General features: G+C 52.8%; 11 protein-coding genes and 1 pseudogene. 6 read left to right on the forward strand and 6 right to left on the reverse strand.

The features are described from left to right. Positions 1-332: 332 nt before the first annotated feature. Genes ACZ1HV_RS10645 through ACZ1HV_RS10655 form a run of 3 tightly spaced genes read right to left on the reverse strand, consistent with a single transcriptional unit; the run spans position 333 to position 2,922 of the window. The gene (locus tag ACZ1HV_RS10645) at positions 333-599 is read right to left on the reverse strand and encodes a DUF1488 family protein (RefSeq protein ID WP_298821170.1); all 267 of its coding nucleotides are present in this window, start codon (positions 597-599) and stop codon (positions 333-335) included. Then, positions 590-1,726 (reverse strand): alanine/ornithine racemase family PLP-dependent enzyme, encoded by a 1,137-nt coding sequence (locus ACZ1HV_RS10650; RefSeq protein ID WP_472718047.1) that lies wholly within the window; start codon positions 1,724-1,726, stop codon positions 590-592. The genes ACZ1HV_RS10645 and ACZ1HV_RS10650 overlap by 10 nt, the downstream gene beginning before the upstream one ends. Then, complete coding sequence (locus ACZ1HV_RS10655) at positions 1,723-2,922, reverse strand: DUF1611 domain-containing protein (RefSeq protein WP_472718048.1); 1,200 nt, start codon at positions 2,920-2,922, stop codon at positions 1,723-1,725. The genes ACZ1HV_RS10650 and ACZ1HV_RS10655 overlap by 4 nt, the downstream gene beginning before the upstream one ends. 1,044 nt (positions 2,923-3,966) lie before the next feature. Here ACZ1HV_RS10655 and ACZ1HV_RS10660 point away from each other — a divergent pair. From ACZ1HV_RS10660 to ACZ1HV_RS10675, 4 genes and pseudogenes are all read left to right on the forward strand, one after another. Further along, positions 3,967-5,045, forward strand: a pseudogene (locus ACZ1HV_RS10660) (IS3 family transposase). Positions 5,046-5,175: 130 nt separating this feature from the next. Further along, positions 5,176-5,682 (forward strand): hypothetical protein, encoded by a 507-nt coding sequence (locus tag ACZ1HV_RS10665; RefSeq protein WP_472718049.1) that lies wholly within the window; start codon positions 5,176-5,178, stop codon positions 5,680-5,682. A gap of 388 nt (positions 5,683-6,070) precedes the next feature. Further along, a complete protein-coding gene (locus ACZ1HV_RS10670) occupies positions 6,071-7,141 on the forward strand; it encodes a helix-turn-helix domain-containing protein (protein ID WP_472718050.1) in 1,071 nt (356 codons plus the stop codon). 87 nt (positions 7,142-7,228) lie between these two features. Continuing rightward, positions 7,229-7,759: a hypothetical protein gene (locus ACZ1HV_RS10675; protein ID WP_472718051.1), complete on the forward strand. Its 531-nt coding sequence runs from the start codon at positions 7,229-7,231 to the stop codon at positions 7,757-7,759. 51 nt (positions 7,760-7,810) lie between these two features. Here the strand turns inward: ACZ1HV_RS10675 and ACZ1HV_RS10680 are convergent, their stop codons facing one another. The 3 genes from ACZ1HV_RS10680 to ACZ1HV_RS10690 form a co-directional block, all read right to left on the reverse strand. Continuing rightward, entirely contained in the window at positions 7,811-10,999 is a 3,189-nt protein-coding gene (locus ACZ1HV_RS10680; RefSeq protein ID WP_472718052.1) for a CHAT domain-containing protein, read from the reverse strand. A gap of 212 nt (positions 11,000-11,211) precedes the next feature. Continuing rightward, positions 11,212-12,372 (reverse strand): alpha/beta hydrolase, encoded by a 1,161-nt coding sequence (locus ACZ1HV_RS10685; RefSeq protein WP_472718053.1) that lies wholly within the window; start codon positions 12,370-12,372, stop codon positions 11,212-11,214. A gap of 156 nt (positions 12,373-12,528) precedes the next feature. Then, positions 12,529-13,170, reverse strand: a complete 642-nt coding sequence (locus tag ACZ1HV_RS10690) for a TetR/AcrR family transcriptional regulator (RefSeq protein WP_472718054.1) — start codon at positions 13,168-13,170, stop codon at positions 12,529-12,531. A gap of 419 nt (positions 13,171-13,589) precedes the next feature. Here ACZ1HV_RS10690 and ACZ1HV_RS10695 point away from each other — a divergent pair, with 419 nt between their 5' ends. Both ACZ1HV_RS10695 and ACZ1HV_RS10700 read left to right on the forward strand, forming a co-directional pair. Continuing rightward, positions 13,590-14,675, forward strand: a complete 1,086-nt coding sequence (locus ACZ1HV_RS10695; protein WP_472718055.1) for an efflux RND transporter periplasmic adaptor subunit — start codon at positions 13,590-13,592, stop codon at positions 14,673-14,675. Positions 14,676-14,685: 10 nt separating this feature from the next. Continuing rightward, entirely contained in the window at positions 14,686-17,748 is a 3,063-nt protein-coding gene (locus ACZ1HV_RS10700) for an efflux RND transporter permease subunit (protein ID WP_472718056.1), read from the forward strand. Positions 17,749-17,860 lie beyond the last annotated feature (112 nt).

Here is a 17,860-nt window from a genome sequence, read left to right on the forward strand (position 1 = left end):
CCCTGCAATCGGGCGAACTCCTGCTCGCGACCCGGGACGGATCTATTTCTTTTTGCTTCTTGCCAAAGATTCAGCAACACCTTTGGTCAGACCGGTTGTTGTTGGCTGCGCGGTTTCCTTCGCCTTCTTCGCCATCTTGGGTTTCCTTGCTTCACGATTTCCGCGTTTCTGGCCTTTGGCCATTGTATTCTCCTGTTGAGTAAGCCGAATTTGTCGACACTGTCCTATGGGTTTGGCTCTTCCCCACTGAAATAGCTAAGTTTTGCGAACGACCTAACGCCCAACCCGTGCGTCAAGTGAACTGCCGGACTTTGCTGTGCGAGGCCGGATTCCTAATTGACTTCAGCTGCCGTGAGCACAATTGTTGCTCTGCGTCTGCGGGAGTAAGACTTACTGGCAGACCTTTCCATCAAGGAACGCTTGCTATCGAAGTGCTCAAGATATTGGTCCTCGCTGGACATCTCTTCCTTTGCAATCGCCTGAAGAATTGAAACTTCTACGAAAACCGAGACTTCAAACACTCCGTCATGACCGGTGAACCGGATGGACCTTTTGCCAGCATCATAGCTTCTGCTCTGATTGGGAAATCTCAAGGCCATTTGTGTAGTTCCTCCGCAGTCCGATGTGTGCAAACTTCTGAATTTTCAGGTATTCTTCGGTTTTTCGGCAAGCTATAGGTCTTGGTAATGAAGGGTGAGGTGACCGCCCGCAGCAAGGCACTGTAGTTGAGCTTAAATGTTATTTCGGACCCCACCGCCAATCGACGGCTCCCAGTCTCCACTATCAAATGGTCGCTGCTTGCACCCAGAACCTTGATCTCTGGTGTGCCGGTCAACCCATCAGGGTCTATGTCTTGACGACCCAGGGCCAAAATCGTCTGAAAGGCATTGCCTTCGCGTTCGGACACCGGTGACTTTCCGAACGCAGACTGACCGATATTGCCCCAAGGGGCCAATGGCTTAGCTTTTGCCTCAATCACTTCCGCGACCAAGGAAATAGCATTTGTAAAAAGGCCTTCAATCGGCTGCCGGCTGAGGGGATCCAGTCCCAGCAGGATCGCTTCACCAAGCCGCAGGTTGTTGATGCGGTCTTTTTCCCCACCCGATAGAGACCCCTGAATATTACTGGAATTCCCGCCGGTCACGATTTCCAAAACAAAACCGAAAGTCGTCTCCAGAAATTCCGCAAGACGGGACAGTTCAGACATTTTTTCAGAATCGGGAGATACGCCATTTTGACAGGCAAGATTGGTGCCGATACCTATCAAGTCGATATTTGGGATGTGCCGGGCTGCTCTCACAAACTGTTCAAGGTCTTCCGGCATAATGCCTTCGCGGAGATCTCCCATCTCGACCATGAGGACCACTCCATGCCTTTTCCTCGTCTTGCGGGCGGCGATAGACAGGGCATTGAGAACATCGAGTTCGGTGTTGAAGCTGATATCGGCATGCTCAACGACCCGATCGACCTGACTCAGCATGGGCGAACGGATAAGGGTCATGGGTGCGGTTATCCCCGCCGCACGCATCGCCTCTATGTTTTCCATGCGGGAGTCGCCTATCCCCATCACACCCGCCGCCAGCAATGCTCTGGCGAGCCGGGGCTCGCCCATGAATGCCTTGGTAACGCCGGTGACGGAAATATTTCGCGCCCGCAAACTGGTCACCAGAACGGACGTGTTTTGAAAGATTTTCTCAAGATCGACCTCCAGGCGGGGTGCCGTCATCCGACACAAGCATCTTGCTTGGCTTCAAGTTCAGGAAAAGAAGAGAAGACCATGTTCACAAGCAGCTCTTCAGGACGGGCCAATGCATCCGTCACGGGAATTCCGAGTGCACTTTCATAGCTGCAAATGGCTGCGCTGATTTCAGCATCCGCCATGTTTTCGTGATTGATCGTCACGCCAATTACCTTCGTGTCTGCGAAGGCTTCAATCAGATCGATCTCCGAACGTGGTTCAGGCATCGCCATCCCCTCGAAATCGCAGCGATGTTTGCGCTTCGGAGCATGCTGCAGGATGACCCCGTCTGGTGCACTGCCCCTCAAGATAAAGGCCGACGTGCAAAAGGCTGGATGGCTTAATGCTCCTTGTCCTTCGATAATGATCACGTCTGGCTTTTCTGCTTCGAAGGCTTCCCAAATCGTCGCTTCCAATTCGCCGCAACAAAACTGGGAAGGAACTGCATCCAAAACGACGCCATAGCGGCCGCCTTGCATCAAGCCGGTTTGACCGGTGGAGACCATAACGGCGCGTATTCCCCGCTTGACCAGCTCCCTGGTCAGGATGCTCGCGGTCGTTCGCTTGCCAATCGCGCAGTCTGTGCCCAGGACTGCTATTCTGGGACATTCCACTCTCCGGACCGTATCGCTGAACAATCTCAGGTCCTTCTTCGAGCGCGGTTTTCTGACATCGATGATCTTTGCGTTGTGTTTGGTGGCTGCAGCGACGAACACTGGATCATCACTGAGGAACTCATGCAGGCCATTGACCACGTGCATGCCATATTCCAGGGCTTTCAAAACGACCCCGCGTTCCGCAGGGGACAACAATCCCGTCGCCGGCGCCACGCCAAAAATAAAATAGTTTGGCTTGCGGCTGGCTCCAGCAAGAGCTTCTTCGAGATTTGAAAGAACCGGAATTTCGATCCGCTTTCCGTCCAGCAGTTCCCCGGCGTCCCTGCCCGATTGAGTGCTATCGATTATCGAGAGAATCTCAAACTTCTCGGAATGGCGCACGAGGCCGTTGGCTGTTTTGCCGTCCGTTTGACCAAAGTTGCCCTCGCAGTAGACGATTGCTGCCGCGCGCACAGCATGTGCTGGCTCCGGTTTCGATTCAGAGCGTAAAACCGGGGTTTTCTTTGTAAATGACAGGTGTAATACAGATTTGGTCTTGTTGGATTTTTCAAATGGAATGACAGTCATTTAGGTTCCTCGGGTGAAAATATGGCGCGTGCCGGTCAAAGCGCGCGAAGACCACTGCCTTCACGCCAGGCGAATGACCACGCAAAGAGAGAATTCGATTAAGGTGCAGGCTTCTGTCTGATTGACACCGATCCCATCGCGCTCGGTCCAGGCGCCGCGCGGGGTTCGTATTCAGAGAGTGTTTGCGTAAAGGGAACGTACAGACAATTTGGCCGCCGACATGGCGGGTCTTCTAGTTGTCAATCGGGCTGTGCACCCGAACGGTCACGTCACATACGCATCCTGCGCCATTTAACATGAAATGTAAAACACCAATTGCCGGTTTAGGACTTATTCCAGAAACAAACGACAGGTTGTTCTCGCTTGCTGCACAAAATACCAGGTTAATCGGAGATATTGGCAATGGAGAGCGGGCGCAACGAAAGAAGTGCCTCTCAAGGCCGGCAATCCATCAGGGCCCAACGCGCGCCCTGTGTTCAATTTGGGCCTTCGGGCTGCATGAAGGGAGCGGCCGGTTGGAGGACCTCCCAAAAATGCTTTCGATGTCTGATACGGGAACGCAAATCGGACGGGAGTCAGCACCGTATCCCTCACAACTCCATTTCGAGTGCCGGAAACAAATTTCGCCACCCAAGCAGCTACCTTTATCAACGGCAGCTTAGCGTCTTTTTTTGGGGAACTTAGGGAGATGATTGGCGCACCGGAGAGGATTCGAACCCGCGACCCCCAGATTCGTAGTTTAGATTATTTAGTTTTCTCAAAATTCTTGAAACTAGATGGCGCTTCCTATCTGATTGTATTTGTGGATCATTCTTCCTGATCACTCTGGACGATCCTTCCACCAATTTGCTTGCACTTGGACGCTATATGGACGCCACTTTGGAGGAGGAAAGATCGAATTGAAACTCTTGGGACGGTCCGAATGAAGATTTCAAAACGCAGTGTTGATGCTCTGGCTCCCCAGGGTGAACGGTATCTTGTTTGGGACTGATCCTCCCCTTTGAAGTGGTCCGCCGTTATGTTTAGGAAAACGGAGGATCCAGAATGCCCACGAAACGTCATAAGCCAGAAGAAATCGTATCGAAGTTGCGGCAGGTTGAAGTCCTTGTCGGCCAGGGAATGTCGCGTATCGATGCCATCCGGCAGGTTCGTATCACAGAGCAAACGTACTACCGTTGGCGGAAGCAGTATGGTGGGATGGGAACCGACCAATTGAAGGAACTCAAGCGCCTTCAGAAGTAAAACGAACGTTTGCGCAAGGCGGTATCCGATCTTACCCTGGACAAGCTGATCTTGTCTGAGGCTGCGAAGGGAAACTTCTGAGCCCCGCCCGTCGTCGCGCCTGCATCAATCATATCCGTCAGCATATTGGCGTGTCAGAGCATCGAACATGTCGCGTCTTGGGCCAGCACCGGTCCACACAGAGGAAGGTGCCTACAGGACGGGCAGATGAAGAACGGCTTGTGGCGGACATGATTGCACTCGCCCGTGAGTATGGTCGTTACGGTTACAGGCGGATCGCGACTTTGCTCAGGGATGCCGGTTGGCATGTTAACGATAAGCGCGTCGAGCGACTGTGGCGACGAGAGGGGCTGAAGGTGCCAATGAAACAACCAAAGAGAGGGAGGCTCTGGCTGAACGACAGATCATGTGTCCGGCTGCGACCGGAGTATCCCAATCATGTCTGGAGTTATGACTTCGTGCACTGCCGAACCAATGAAGGAAAGGCGTTCCGGACCTTGAACATCCTGGATGAACAAACCCGCGAGTGCCTGGCGATCCGAGCAAAGCGAAAACTCAATTCCACCGACGTGATTGACGCGCTGACAGATCTCTTCATTCTTCGGGGTGTCCCAGCCTATATCAGATCGGACAACGGGCCGGAATTCGTTGCTCAAGCTGTCAGGGACTGGATCAACGCTGTGGGTGCCAAGACCGCGTACATTGAACCTGGTTCGCCATGGGAAAACGGATACTGCGAGAGCTTCAACGCCCGCTTTCGGGATGAACTGCTTGACGGAGAAACCTTCTACAGCCTGAAGGAAGCACAAATCCTGATTGAACAATGGAGGAAACATTACAATACCAAGCGCACACACAGCGCCTTGGGCTCCTATGCATAGAGCTAGACGTCTGAAGGAAGTAAGGAGTAGGGTCCGAGGCTGAGTTTTATGATCCGTCTGCGCCATGGCAGACAAACACTGTTGAAAACATGAACTGGCGGTTCCATCGTCATTGAAACTTTTTGTCTGAATGAACACGATTGATATCACCTACAGCATCGATCCCAAGCTTTATCGTCGCGCGACGACACAGCCAATAAGGGCTCGAAATCGTACACTAGCAATAGTGCGAAACCTTGTTGCAACTGCTTGCACTCTCGGCATGCTTGCGGTGCTCAACACTGCCATGTTTGAGGGAAAGGCTATTGTGCCTTTGTGTGTCGGGTTCGTCCTTGGAGCAATTGTTGTTGTTGCGGTGTGGTGGAGACAACACCGTACTCTGGTTAAGGTCCATGAACGTTACAATGACAGCGGTGGGATACTTCGTTTCGCGGCAGATTCAGAGGGCATAGTTGTCTGCCGACCAGGGATTGAGAGTCGTATCTCATGGTCTCTTGTGCGCGATGTACACCTGATTGAAGGTGCAATACTGATAGAACTACCGACCGCACGAGTGATTTTACCAGAGATTGCTTTGGAGGGCATCGATAAGGCAGAACTTGTTTCGCAGTTGAATAGCTGGTGGGGTATTAGTTAGGCGTTTGATCCCAAGCATGGATATTGTTGTTTTCTCACCGGTATGTAACTTTCGAAACTCAGCAATTCGTAACTCGCCTACACCACTGTTGCCATAATTGCTGAATGGTCGAGCCAGGTCGTTTTGCAGCTTCCGCACAGCGGACCGGCAACCCAAACTGGTCATGGTTCACCTCGTAATTTTGCTCAGCCCATAAAACCAATCTGTAGGAAGAGACATCGCAGGTTCGCGATCATGATCGCGAACAGTTCTTGCCAAAGATTGCGTAGCGTCGCATTGGGCAATTGCTTAACGTGTTCACACAAGACCATCAGCACGGTACGCGTTCTAACAACGCAATCGCTCGCGGGTCGAATACCCAAACGACTGAACCTCACGGGAGCTCCTGGTGACAGCGATTCCGATTGCCTGGCTCATTTCCATCTTTGCAATTTTCATCGCAGTGTTGGTGGTGGGTCGACCGCACTTGCCCGCCTTCGCTCGCTTCTGTTTTGGTGTCGGCCTCCTGAGCTTGGCTATAGTCGCCGCATTTGTCGGCCTTCGGTTGGAATACGGGATTTCGTTAGTAACGATCTTCCAGCCCCATACCGCCGTTGTCCTAGCACCCGCACTTTGGCTCGGTTTCCAATCACTTACTGAAAGCGAAGGGGTTCCTGCTCCCAAAGCAATTATGCTGGCGATCGGTATCGCCACTTTGGCTCAACTGGCTCTATTTACGCCGACATCGTGGTCGGTCGACCTAGTCGTATCTACAATCAACATCATCTTCGCGTTTCTTCTGTCATCGATGCTACGCCTTGGTCCGGATGCCTTTGTTCAGATTTCCCCAGACGGGTTTCGAACAGTCCGCATCAGTCTGATAGGAGCCACAGTTTTTGTCTTTCTGATCCTTACCGCTGATGCAACGATCATTGGAGCGACCTTGTCAGCGGGCCATGCAGGTATGCTACGGACCCTTACCGGCGCGTCCGGAGTGCTTGTCGCGTTCGTCCTGCTCGGGCTGATGATCGCCTTGCCGTCCGCGCTCGGTCCATGCTTCAAATCGCCACCAGGCCGTCCAAGCGATGCACGCCCGCTCAACGAAGACCGTGAGTTTCTTAAACGAATCGACAAGCTCATGCTCGAAGCCCAGCTTTTTACTGATCCCAATCTGACGCTAGCACGCCTTGGTCGCCGTCTGGGATGTCCAACGCGCCGGGTGTCGACCACGATCAATCGCGTCACGGGGCAGAACGTATCACGTTACATCAACGAGTTTCGCGTGCATCGGGCGGCTGAACTGCTGACGACCACCGATCTGCCGATCATCGACATCATGCTTGAGGCGGGATTTCAAAGTAAATCCACGTTCAACACCGAGTTCCGCCGGGTCTGCGGACAGACACCGACTGAATACCGCAATCAGTCATCTGACCGTGCAACGGTTCGAAAGCACGATCTGGGACGTTCGGAAACCTGATATAGGGCGCGCGGAGCGCCAGTCTGTCCCAACTTGGATCCGTTCCCCTCGACCGAATTGCGGGGTGAGGGTAAGAAAGGACATCCCATGCAATTCGAAACCAGAAGACGCATCCTGACCTCTTTGGCTATGGTTGCCAGTTTCACAATCAGTGCCAACGCAGAGACCGTCCAACCCAGCCCGGCACTCATGCCTCAAGCGAATATAGCGGTTATCGAGATAGATACGCCACGTGAAGGCAATCTCCTTCATCTGCGTGGTATCGCGGGTCGAGGCACTGCCACTTTTCGCTTAAACGGCGTTTGCAGCACAATACCAGTCCGGTTCGTAGCGGGCGATTTTACCGGTAAGCGGGTTGGGGTAGCCCGCACGGGGCCCATACGGTTAGTGATCCGATCACAGCACCATATCGAGCGTCTCATTCAAGGGCACGACCTCGTCAGCGATACGCTTCGGGTCAGCCAAGATCCGAACGACCCTGTGGCTGAAATCCATCTCGAACGCGGACTTTCCTCCGAAACAGGATTTGTTATCAATCCAGGGGACAATATCTTGGCAGACATTTGGGGTCCACGCAGTAGCCCAATCCCCTGTGAGGATGTCAAAGCGACGGACTAGAGAAGCGCAACGGCGTTTACGGCCGGAAACTGCGCAGGAATACATTCGAGATCAATGCACATAAAGTACGAAGGCGGAGGCCACATCCTCGGTCACGCCATCGATTTCGTTCGCCCAGATCTCGCGCTTGGTGAGCAGAAAGGCCTCGGAATAGGTCATTCCGCCTTTCGTGACATGCTGATAGAACCGCTCCATCACACGCGCTGTCTGAAAATCCGGGATCTCCTCAAGCGTTACTATGCTGCGCCGTGCACCGGCGCGCGCCAGCGCCAGAGGCAGCCCCCGCACAGCGTCGATCGGTGTGTCGTACCCAACGCCCGAATTACACGACGACAAAACAACGAGTTGGGCGCTGCTCAGGTCCCAGTCCATCACTTCGCTGGCATAAACAATATCCCCGTCCTGACCGTCAGACGAATTCGACAGTAGGAGCCCCGCATTGCGCAGGCTGTAAGGTTCGCTCTGATTTCGAATGAAGAAGCCGTGGGTGGCAAGATGCAGGATATCGCCTTCCCGAGCCGCACTGGCCACCTGCGATACAGAAGCTTCGAAGCCGCGCAAAGTGTTCGAAACGCCACCGCCCTCCTCGACTAGCGCAGCGATACGATCGACCTCTCGCAGGCTGCCGGGCAAAAAATCTGGATCAGCCTCCTTCTCCTCCGTGTAAAAGAGCCCACCCGCCATAACCACTCTCGTGCCGGCTTTGAAGGCTGCGGCCTCATTGTGGGTTTCATAAGCCGCTCGAGTTGACAGGAGATGGACGTCATTCACGGTGCCCAATCGACGCCCTTTCTCATCGCGTGCGGCGAGCAGATCCATCTGGAAAAGCATCGCATCAGGGGCGATGAAAACGCGTTCAGCATCCTTGACTTCTCTCGACACCCAAAGACCGATGTCACGCCAGAGGCTGTCATATATGTCCGCCGTTGCGCGTGCGGTGAAGTCAAGCTCAGCGATACGTGCGATCCGTGGTGGCGTATCCGCGCGATGAATGGCCGCGTAGAGTTCCATATGCTTCGACCAGCCGTCCCGGTCCGGGCGGCGCCAGTCTCGCAGCAAGATCATGTCGATCACCACCTCGCCTGGCTTTACGGATAAGGACGGACCGGTTTTCTTGATGGGTGCCAGAGGTGGCTCCACTTCGGGCAAACCCACTTCCGTTAGCGAGACATTCAGCAACTTGCGCTGCTTTTTCAGGTCGTTGTCCATCGCGGCGATTGCCTCGGTTACCGGTTCGGCCCGGACCCGTTCACGGAAGCGCGCTGCCGACAGTCTGTAGTCGCGTGCAGCAGCCCGTAAAGCTGTTTCGGAGCTGGTTCGAGCAACCTGTTGGAGGGCCCGATCGGCAGGTGATTCCAAAACCTTCCAGCGATGCACAGCTTCGGCGAAATGCGGCATGAATTCTGGCACTTCCAATGCGTGGTGCGCCATATATAGCAAAAGGTCGTCCGCCAAGGCCCGACTTGCCAAAGACGCGTCATAGCTGCCACTTAGCGATTGTCTGCGGGTCCAGTTGAACAGTTCGATGTCGGTTTCAGCCAGCTTTTTCGAGGCCGCAGCCTTGTCCTGCTCTCCCAGAACACGCGCATGCAAGAAGGCTGCGGCAAACCGGAAAGGGTGGGTTTCGCCTACGTTACGCGTCATGAAACGTTCGTTCCATGCTGCAAGCTCAAGTGCTTCCGCCACACGCCCCTTGGAAAGATCGTTTTGAGCCAGCAGATGCATCACCCCCTCGACAAGCTCCAATGGGGTGCCTGTACGCACTAACAGGTCGGGATTTGGCAGCGTGAAACTGTCGCCTCGCTCGAACGCGATCCGCGCATCCAGGTAAAAGAGATAGTAGGACAGGACATCTTTGGGATACGGGATGGGAGAACCATCGCCATATCCCCTGTACAGGTTCAAAAACTGTGCCTTGGCATCCTCCCACCGCTCCATTTCCACAAGATCAAGCGCATAGTTCAGCCACGAGATGTAAGTGTCGCTGTGATCCTCCCCGAGGTTTTGTCTGCGCCAATCAAAGGCAGCATAGTCCAGATCAAGAGCACGGGCAGGCAAGCGCAGCGCCCTTTTAACCGCCGCAGCATTGTTGACCACACGCCAATGGCTGGCCGACGTTTCAGCGCCGTCCAGTTCGCTTGAGAACTGAACTGCCAGACTGGCCAGGCTGTCGGCCACGCCCAGATCGCCTGCCGCCAACATCGTCTGGCCGAACCCGTCATACGCGTCAACGACCGGGCGAGAAGGTAATCCATAATAATTGCCCAGATCCTGAAGCGCCCAACGGTGACGCCGGATGGCCTCTTCGAACACCGCACGGCCCTGCAGAAACATCGCGTGATTGTGCCAGAAAAAACCTCGCCGTGGCGTTGGGTTGGAACGCACAACCTCGCTTTCATCACATGCGAGATATAGCTGCCTCGCCTGCTCGATATGCCCGTTGCGTTCGAATGATGATGGGGCCAATCCGCAGAGATTCATCAGCGCTTCGGCGTCATTTGACTTCTCAAGCCTGAGGCGCGCTCCATCGAGCCGCGACAAAGCCTCTTCAGCTCGGTTGGTCTGCAGATACACATAGCCGAGGTTGATATCCAAGGTCAGTCGCGCGTCTTCGTCCGTCAGACGCTCTCTAGCAAAACGCTCGGCCACGCTTACAACTTTGTCCTGTTCCTCAGGCGCGTCTGCATGTCCCTCGGCTTGTGCCGCAAGCAAAAGCAATTCTGATGCACGGCCTGGCTTCAATTGTAAAAGCACCTCTTGCAGCAGGTCCAGATCGATCGCCGCTATCGCAGCCCAGTCACCGCTTTCCGCAGCGCGCTCGGTCGCAGCGACAAGTTTGTCCGCTGACAATTCACTGCTCTCCGCACGAAAAGACGCAATCGCGTTGGCGAGGTCATCGACGGCTAGAATAGGCCCAGTAGTCACGGCCAGGACAATCGCTGCCCCTACCCACTGCATACAGGTCCGACGGAACCTGCAAAGAGATTTGTGAAATGCATTCAATTTGACTGTCACACAATCCATTGCGCTTACCATGGGTGATTCGTGCAGCGCGTCATCGGCATTAAAGTCGAGTGCAGCATCGACTGTCGCGTCCTCTGACCGAGCATCCCCGCTCTTAAATCGATACGTCTTTTGTGACCAACCCTCGTCCATTTCGATCAAGATTTGCGCTTGGTCAAAGACCTTCGGACAAACACTCTTAAGTGCAATCGCCAAAACTGAATATGCGTCAGTCATTTAACTCACTTTCCGGACTACATTCGAAAGTTTGTTCGATAGGGCGCATCGCGCTAATGCCTGCAACCAGACCTGCGTACCTCATATCTTGTGTCGGCCCAAAAAATATCGAGAAAATTGCGGCCGTCTTCCGCTGAACTTATTGGTGGCCAGATGGGCACGGTAGTCTGCGCTGACCGCTTCTTCCTTGACGGTGCATACCTGACTGTTTGTCACGAAGCTGAAGCGTAAGAGCCTTGCACTTTACCGCCTAGAAAAGACTTTTTCGGCAACAGAACCAGCAACGAACCAGCATCCCCTGCACTATCCCCGATCACTGAGGTCGCAGTGTCTGTTTGCGAAGAGATGATTGTTTCTTCAAGCGCACCGCTTTCAATCAGCTGGATAAGTTTAGGCGAGGCTGCGAATGTGCTATGACCTCCGCCATCGATCTGTGACACATCGACAACCACGATCCCTTTTTGTTGGAGAGCCTCATTATTTCGGCCCTGGCCAACACGGGGATGGCCGCCACGCAATGTACTCGAAAGGCCGAGAGCCCCGTCGTTTCCAGAAACGAGAATGACGAACTCGTTGGTCTCAAACTTATGCAATGCAGCAAATTTTGCATCAAAAACATCGATATCAACGTCAGGCGCTGCAAGAATAACCGTATCAATGCTACGGAGCGTCTTGGCATCCCTTGAAAGCGCGAGCACGTTAAGAGCTTCCAGTGTCAAAAGAGAGCCCATTGAATGGCCCAGCAGAGTTACGTTAGTCGCGTTCGTCGATGCGGCGAGCTTAAGCGCTTCTGCCAAGCCTTCTCTCGCAAAAATGGCACTATCCCTGTCGTAAACATATCCATCAGTCCTTCCGGCAAATGGCCATGAATAGTGCAAGGCGACAGCGGGCACTCCAAAATCATGGGTCATTTGAGCATGTCTAAACACACCACTGGCAAAGTTGTTGTTGAACCCATGTACGAAAATTAGTAGCTCACGCTTGTCTTTCGGCAGCTGCTTCAATGCATCGTTCAATCTACCCCTGAATTGTGTAGATTTTTCAATGCTCTGCCTGCCGGTAAGTGTAAAATGCCTTTTGGGATCCGGCGACCGTCTTGAGCTTTCTACGCGTCCAGGTCGGTGCGTTTGCGGTATACCAACCTGCAGCTCAGCAAAATTCAGAACACTTGAACGGCTATCTGAAAACATCCGTTTTGCATCATCTGATCGTTTTCTAGTCGTCGCGACGAAAACCTCTGTCACCGAGGCAACTTCATGTGTTGCAATGTCAGACTGGTTGAAGCTGTCAGGAACGCTGCCACATGCACTCAACAGAGCAAATACAATCGAGACGGCACTCCACCGCGTCCATAAACCGATACTGTAAGCCATGGCTTTGATTTGACCTCACGGTGCTTAGGAAGACGCCCGTCTCAATTGGCATCCTCGTTCCGGTTTTTGACGAGTTGTTATTCTGGGCTAAAGAATGATTTGTTAGCTGGTCGCTCTGGGCTTTGGTCCTGGAAAAATCCGGATCACCTACCTAGTCTATCGCTTTATCCCAAGCGGCAAAATAGAGACCTCCCACGCAGCATAGAGCATCGCTTTTGCCTGAGACATTGCGGTCTTTCCGGCTTCGGCATCTTCCTGTGAAGCGATCACCGCTGCAGCCCCGCCAAACGAAATGATGAGCAAAAGAGCCATTTTCGCACGATCATATTCTTCTTCTCGAAACAGATGCTTGGACATCGCAAAGATGTGGTCGCGGTTGGCGACCGTGTCGTCCTGTTCTGTCGCAAGAAATTCTTTATCTGAAGCGTAGCCTGTCAAAATGTCACGAAAGACCGGATCTTCGCGCATAAGAGCGTAGTACTGATCCAAAAGTTCAGTGGTTGTATGAGATAGCTGCACGAGGGAGGTTGGTGGTTCTGCCAGGATCTTTTCGTTTTTGGCCGTGTTTGCTTCCAGAACCCGTTCAGCAAGAGCTGCGACTATTGCGCTCTTGTTCGGGAAGTATTGGTAGATCGAGCCTATCGAAATTTTTGCGCGATCAGCGACGTCACTCATCTTCAGACCGGCTGCCCCCTTTTCTTCGATAATGGAACGTGCAACTTCCAAAATCATAGCTACCCGCTTCTGGCTGCGGACTTGGACCGGTTCGCGAACTTGGTCTTTAACCTGTGTAGACATGCCTGAATTCCAATATGATACTTTTTCATATATACAGGCAGATAAGGGTACTTTCAATCAAAACTTCCGCTGTGGCATCGAATAATATGAAGTTTTTTCTCCTTTAAAATTATGACAATGTGCGTTCTCGGTTAGCATTCGTTCCATATTATATTGTTTTATTTCATATTTTTGCACCTTCTTAGTTCTCGCGGTGACGACCAAATAGCCAGCATAAGGCTCTGGGTCACTAGACACTCAAAACATGAATCTGAATTTTTTTCTGCTTTTTCCTTGAAGACATCCACGGCTCCGCATATATCTGAAGAAGTTTCACATTGCAGGTGCGCTACGGAGCCCCCATGACACACAGCACATTTGATACCACCGCTTCGCTCATCCCGGTCAAACACCGAAGAACTCAAATCAGGAGCACTGAGATGAAGCAAATGAGCAAGAAATGGATCGGGCATCTGGCGCTCAAAAGCGCAAAAGCTCTCGTTTTCGCTTCTGCACTTATGTTCGGCTTGCAACACCCCCAAGCTCTTGCAAGTGACGGACCGGTATTGGTCAAAACGATGGTCACGCCTGAGATTTCAGAAGGCATTACACGCACATTCTTCGGGGAGATTTCTGCAAGCCAATCTGTGGATCTAGGGTTCCAAGTCGCTGGCCGGGTGGTGGAGTTAAACGCGCCGGAAGGCGATGTCATCCCGAAAGGGAGCATTCTGGCTAAACTCGACAGGCGCCCATTCCAGATCGAAGTCGATCGCGCAAAGCTGGCATTGACACAGGAAGAGCGGAAACTTGCCCGCTACGAAAAACTTAAGGGAAAGACGATCAGCGAGGTCCAGGTTCAGGACGCTCGAACGAATGTGGAAATGGCACGTGCCGTTTTGGAAAACGCGGAATACTCCCTGGAGCAGACAATCCTGACCGCACCATTTGATGCCGTTGTGGCCTCCCGCAGCGTTTCCAACTATTCAACGGTTGCCGCCGGCACACAAATCGTACGGCTACACGACCTTTCCGAGGTTCGCGTGGATATAGAAGTGTCCGAGGTGCTCATCCAAAATCTGGGTGAAAACCCAGAGATGCGGCTTCACGCTCAGCTTCCTGGTAGCAACGCGACCTATCCGTTGACGTTCAAAGAAGTGAATGCGGAAACCTCCCAAGTCGGCCAGACTTTTCGGGTAACCTTGACCATGCAAATTCCAAACACGCGCCTGCTGCTTCCAGGAGCTTCAGTTACGGTGACGGCAGTCTTTCTCGAGCAATCTGAAGGCCTTGAGATTCATCCATCCGCGATCGCCGTGGGTCCAACAGGCAAAACTTCCGTGTTCCAGGTGAGCGGTGAGAATGGGGACCTTACCGTTTCTCAAACGCCCGTTGAACTATCAGTCGCCTCATCAGGTGCAATTGCAATCACACACCCCCTTCCTGCAGGTACGGAAATTGTCATCGGCGGGGTGAATACCCTGAAAGACGGCCAGGCTATCCGCCGCTTTGTAGCTGATTTTGACTGAGGAAAGACCAATGGATATTGCTCGCTTCAGTATCGACAAACCCATTTTCACATGGATGCTGATCCTTACGTTTCTGTTTGGCGGTATCGGTTCGTTCTTTTCACTTGGACGCCTTGAGGATCCAGCATTCACAATCAAGGTCGCCGTTGTTGCAACAGGGTATCCTGGAGCGTCTGCTGAGGAAGTGGCCCGTGAAGTGACTGAACCTTTGGAAAGTGCCATCCAGAAGATGGGCGAGATAGGTCAGATTACCTCCCGCAACACACCAGGCCTGTCACTTATCGAAATCGAGATCGAAGACACAATCGACGGATCAGAGCTTCCGGCAATATGGACAAAACTGCGCGCCCGCGTGCGTGATGCTGCCTTGTCATTGCCTCGCGGGGCCACAAAACCTGTCGTCAACGACACATTCGGCGATGTTTTCGGAATGTACTACGCTGTCACAACAGAAGGTTTCAGCGATCAGGAAAAACATGATCTCGCCCGCTACTTGCGAAGAGAAATTTTGGCCGTTGATGGTGTAGCGGATGTCGAACTCTCCGGCTTGCCGCAAGAGGTCATCTATGTGGAGCCGGATCTTGCCATACTGGCCAACCAGAACATTCCAGTAGAGGCCTTCCTGGAGGTTATCTCAAACTCCAATTCTGTCGTCGATGCCGGTGAATTTGGAAACACAGAACTGCGGATTGCGTCCGGCACAGATAGCGTCGGGGAAATTGCCGGACTGTCAGTCGGCCTAGACGGGCAAGTGATTAACATCGCGGATTTGGCAAACGTCTCACGTCAACGTACTGACGATCCTTCTTTGTTGATCCGCCACAATCAAGCTGAAGCGTTCACGATCGGGATCGCAGGGCTGGAAACTGAAAACATTGTCGCAGTTGGTGAACGTGTTGATGAGCGGTTTGCTGAAATCATGTCGCAAATGCCTGCCGGAGTGAACTTGCTCCCGATCTACGAACAGCACAAGGTGGTCGACGAGGCGTCCAACGCGTTCCTTGTGAACCTGGCAATGTCTGTTGCAATCGTCGTGATCGTCCTTGCGATCTTCATGGGACCAAGGGCGGCGCTCACCGTTGGCACAACACTGTTCCTGACTGTACTTGGCACCCTTTTGTTCATGCTTCTGTTCTCGATCGAGATGGAACGGATCTCTCTCGGTGCTCTGATCATCGCCATGGGAATGCTTGTCGACAATGCCATCGTTGTGGCGGAGGGTATGCAATCGGCCATGAAGAGCGGGAAGTCCTCACGCGACGCCGCCACAGAAGCCGCATCCAAGACACAAATTCCACTCCTGGGAGCCACTGTGATCGGTGCGCTGGCGTTTGCACCAATCGGCCTCAGCCCAGACTCGACAGGCGAATTCATGTTCTCCCTGTTCGCCGTAGTTGGCATTTCGCTCCTGCTGTCATGGGGTCTTGCTCTGACAGTAACCCCGCTTCTTGGTCACTATGTTTTCAAGCAGGGCAAGGCGGGCGCAGGCGAAGCCTATGATGGACTGATTTTCAGAGGATATGGGGCCATTCTAAAAGGTGCCTTGCGCACCCGTTGGCTGGTTGCCGTCGGTCTGTTCGCTATCACCTTTGCCTGTTTTGCAGGATTTGCAAACGTCAAAGAGCAGTTCTTTCCCTACTCAAACAACCCGTTGTTTTTCGTGAATTACAAATTGCCACAAGGTGCTTCAATTGAAGAAACAGATCGTGACATAGAAATCTTGGAGTCGTGGCTGGCAGAGCAGGACGACGTTTTGTCTTACACGGCTTACGTTGGTGACGGCGCTCTGCGCTTCATGCTCACCTATCCAACAGCCAAGGCAAATGAAACATACGGTCATTTGATCGTAAGGGTCGATGACGTGCTTAAGATACCCGCGCTTATGAACAAAATGAGCGCGTTCGCATCGAGCACATTGCCGACCGGAGAGTTTACAGCGAAGCAACTGGCATTTGGGCCCGGCGAAGGTGATCCAATTCAGCTGCGCATTTCTGGCCCAGATCCTGATGTGCTGCGCACCCTTAGCCTGGAAGTAGATGAACGAATGCGCTCAAGCTCTGACAATTTCACAGCCTTGCGAACCAATTGGGGTGAACGTGAGCTCGTCGTTACACCTGTTTATGCGGAAGAACGTGCTCAGGCTGTCGGCATCACCCGTGAAAACATCGCAGATACAATGCGATTTGCAACCGATGGCGTTCTTGCAGGACTGTACCGGGAAGATGAACGGCAGATCCCCATCTATGTTCGCGCGCCAAAAGATCAAGAAATTGGGCTCGTGGATCATCTGGTCTACTCGCCGAGCACCCAAACCCTGATCCCGATGGAACAAGTCATCGAAGGCATGCGCGTTAGGCCCGAAGACACCCTTTATCAAAGACGTGACCGTGTTCCAACACTGACTGTTTCAGGGACAATTAATCAAGGCATATCAGCAGCAGAGGTTCTTGCAGAGATCCGAGGCAACGTTGAAGAAATCGCTCTGCCGCCAGGATACAACATTGCCTGGGGCGGCGAATATGAGGATACGCTCGAAGCAAACACCAGTTTGGCGAACCAGCTTCCGTTTGCAATTATCATGATGGTCATGATCTCGGTCATGCTCTTCAATGCACTAAGGCAACCGTTGATCATCTGGTTGCTGGTACCAATGGCGGCAAATGGAGCTGTAATCGGGCTTTTGGCAACGAACCTGCCCTTTAGCTTTACAGCACTTTTGGGTCTGTTGAGTCTTTCTGGAATGTTGATCAAAAACGGCATCGTTCTGGTTGAAAAAATTGACCTGGTAAAAGCTGAAGGACTTCCATTGGAAGAAGCGATCATTTCGGCATCAAAATCGCGCCTCCGCCCGGTCATGCTGGCTGCCGCAACAACCATTTTGGGAATGGTGCCCTTGCTGGGAGATACGTTTTTTGTCTCCATGTCGGTCACAATCATGGCGGGATTGGCTTTTGCAACAATCCTCACACTGATCGCTACACCTGTGTTCTACCGGCTGATGTTCTCAGACACAAAGAGACCGGCCCCACAACCTGCACCTGATCACAATCAGAAAGCACTTCAGGCCGCATAAACAATCGCATGCGGGCAGCTTGAAAACTGCTCGCATGCGCTTTGCTCTGCGATCCAGGTTAGGTGGGCAAAATCAAGCCAGGCAAAATGCGTTTATCTCAAAAGAACCGCGC

Source organism: Roseibium sp. JB4-4 (assembly GCF_055693425.1).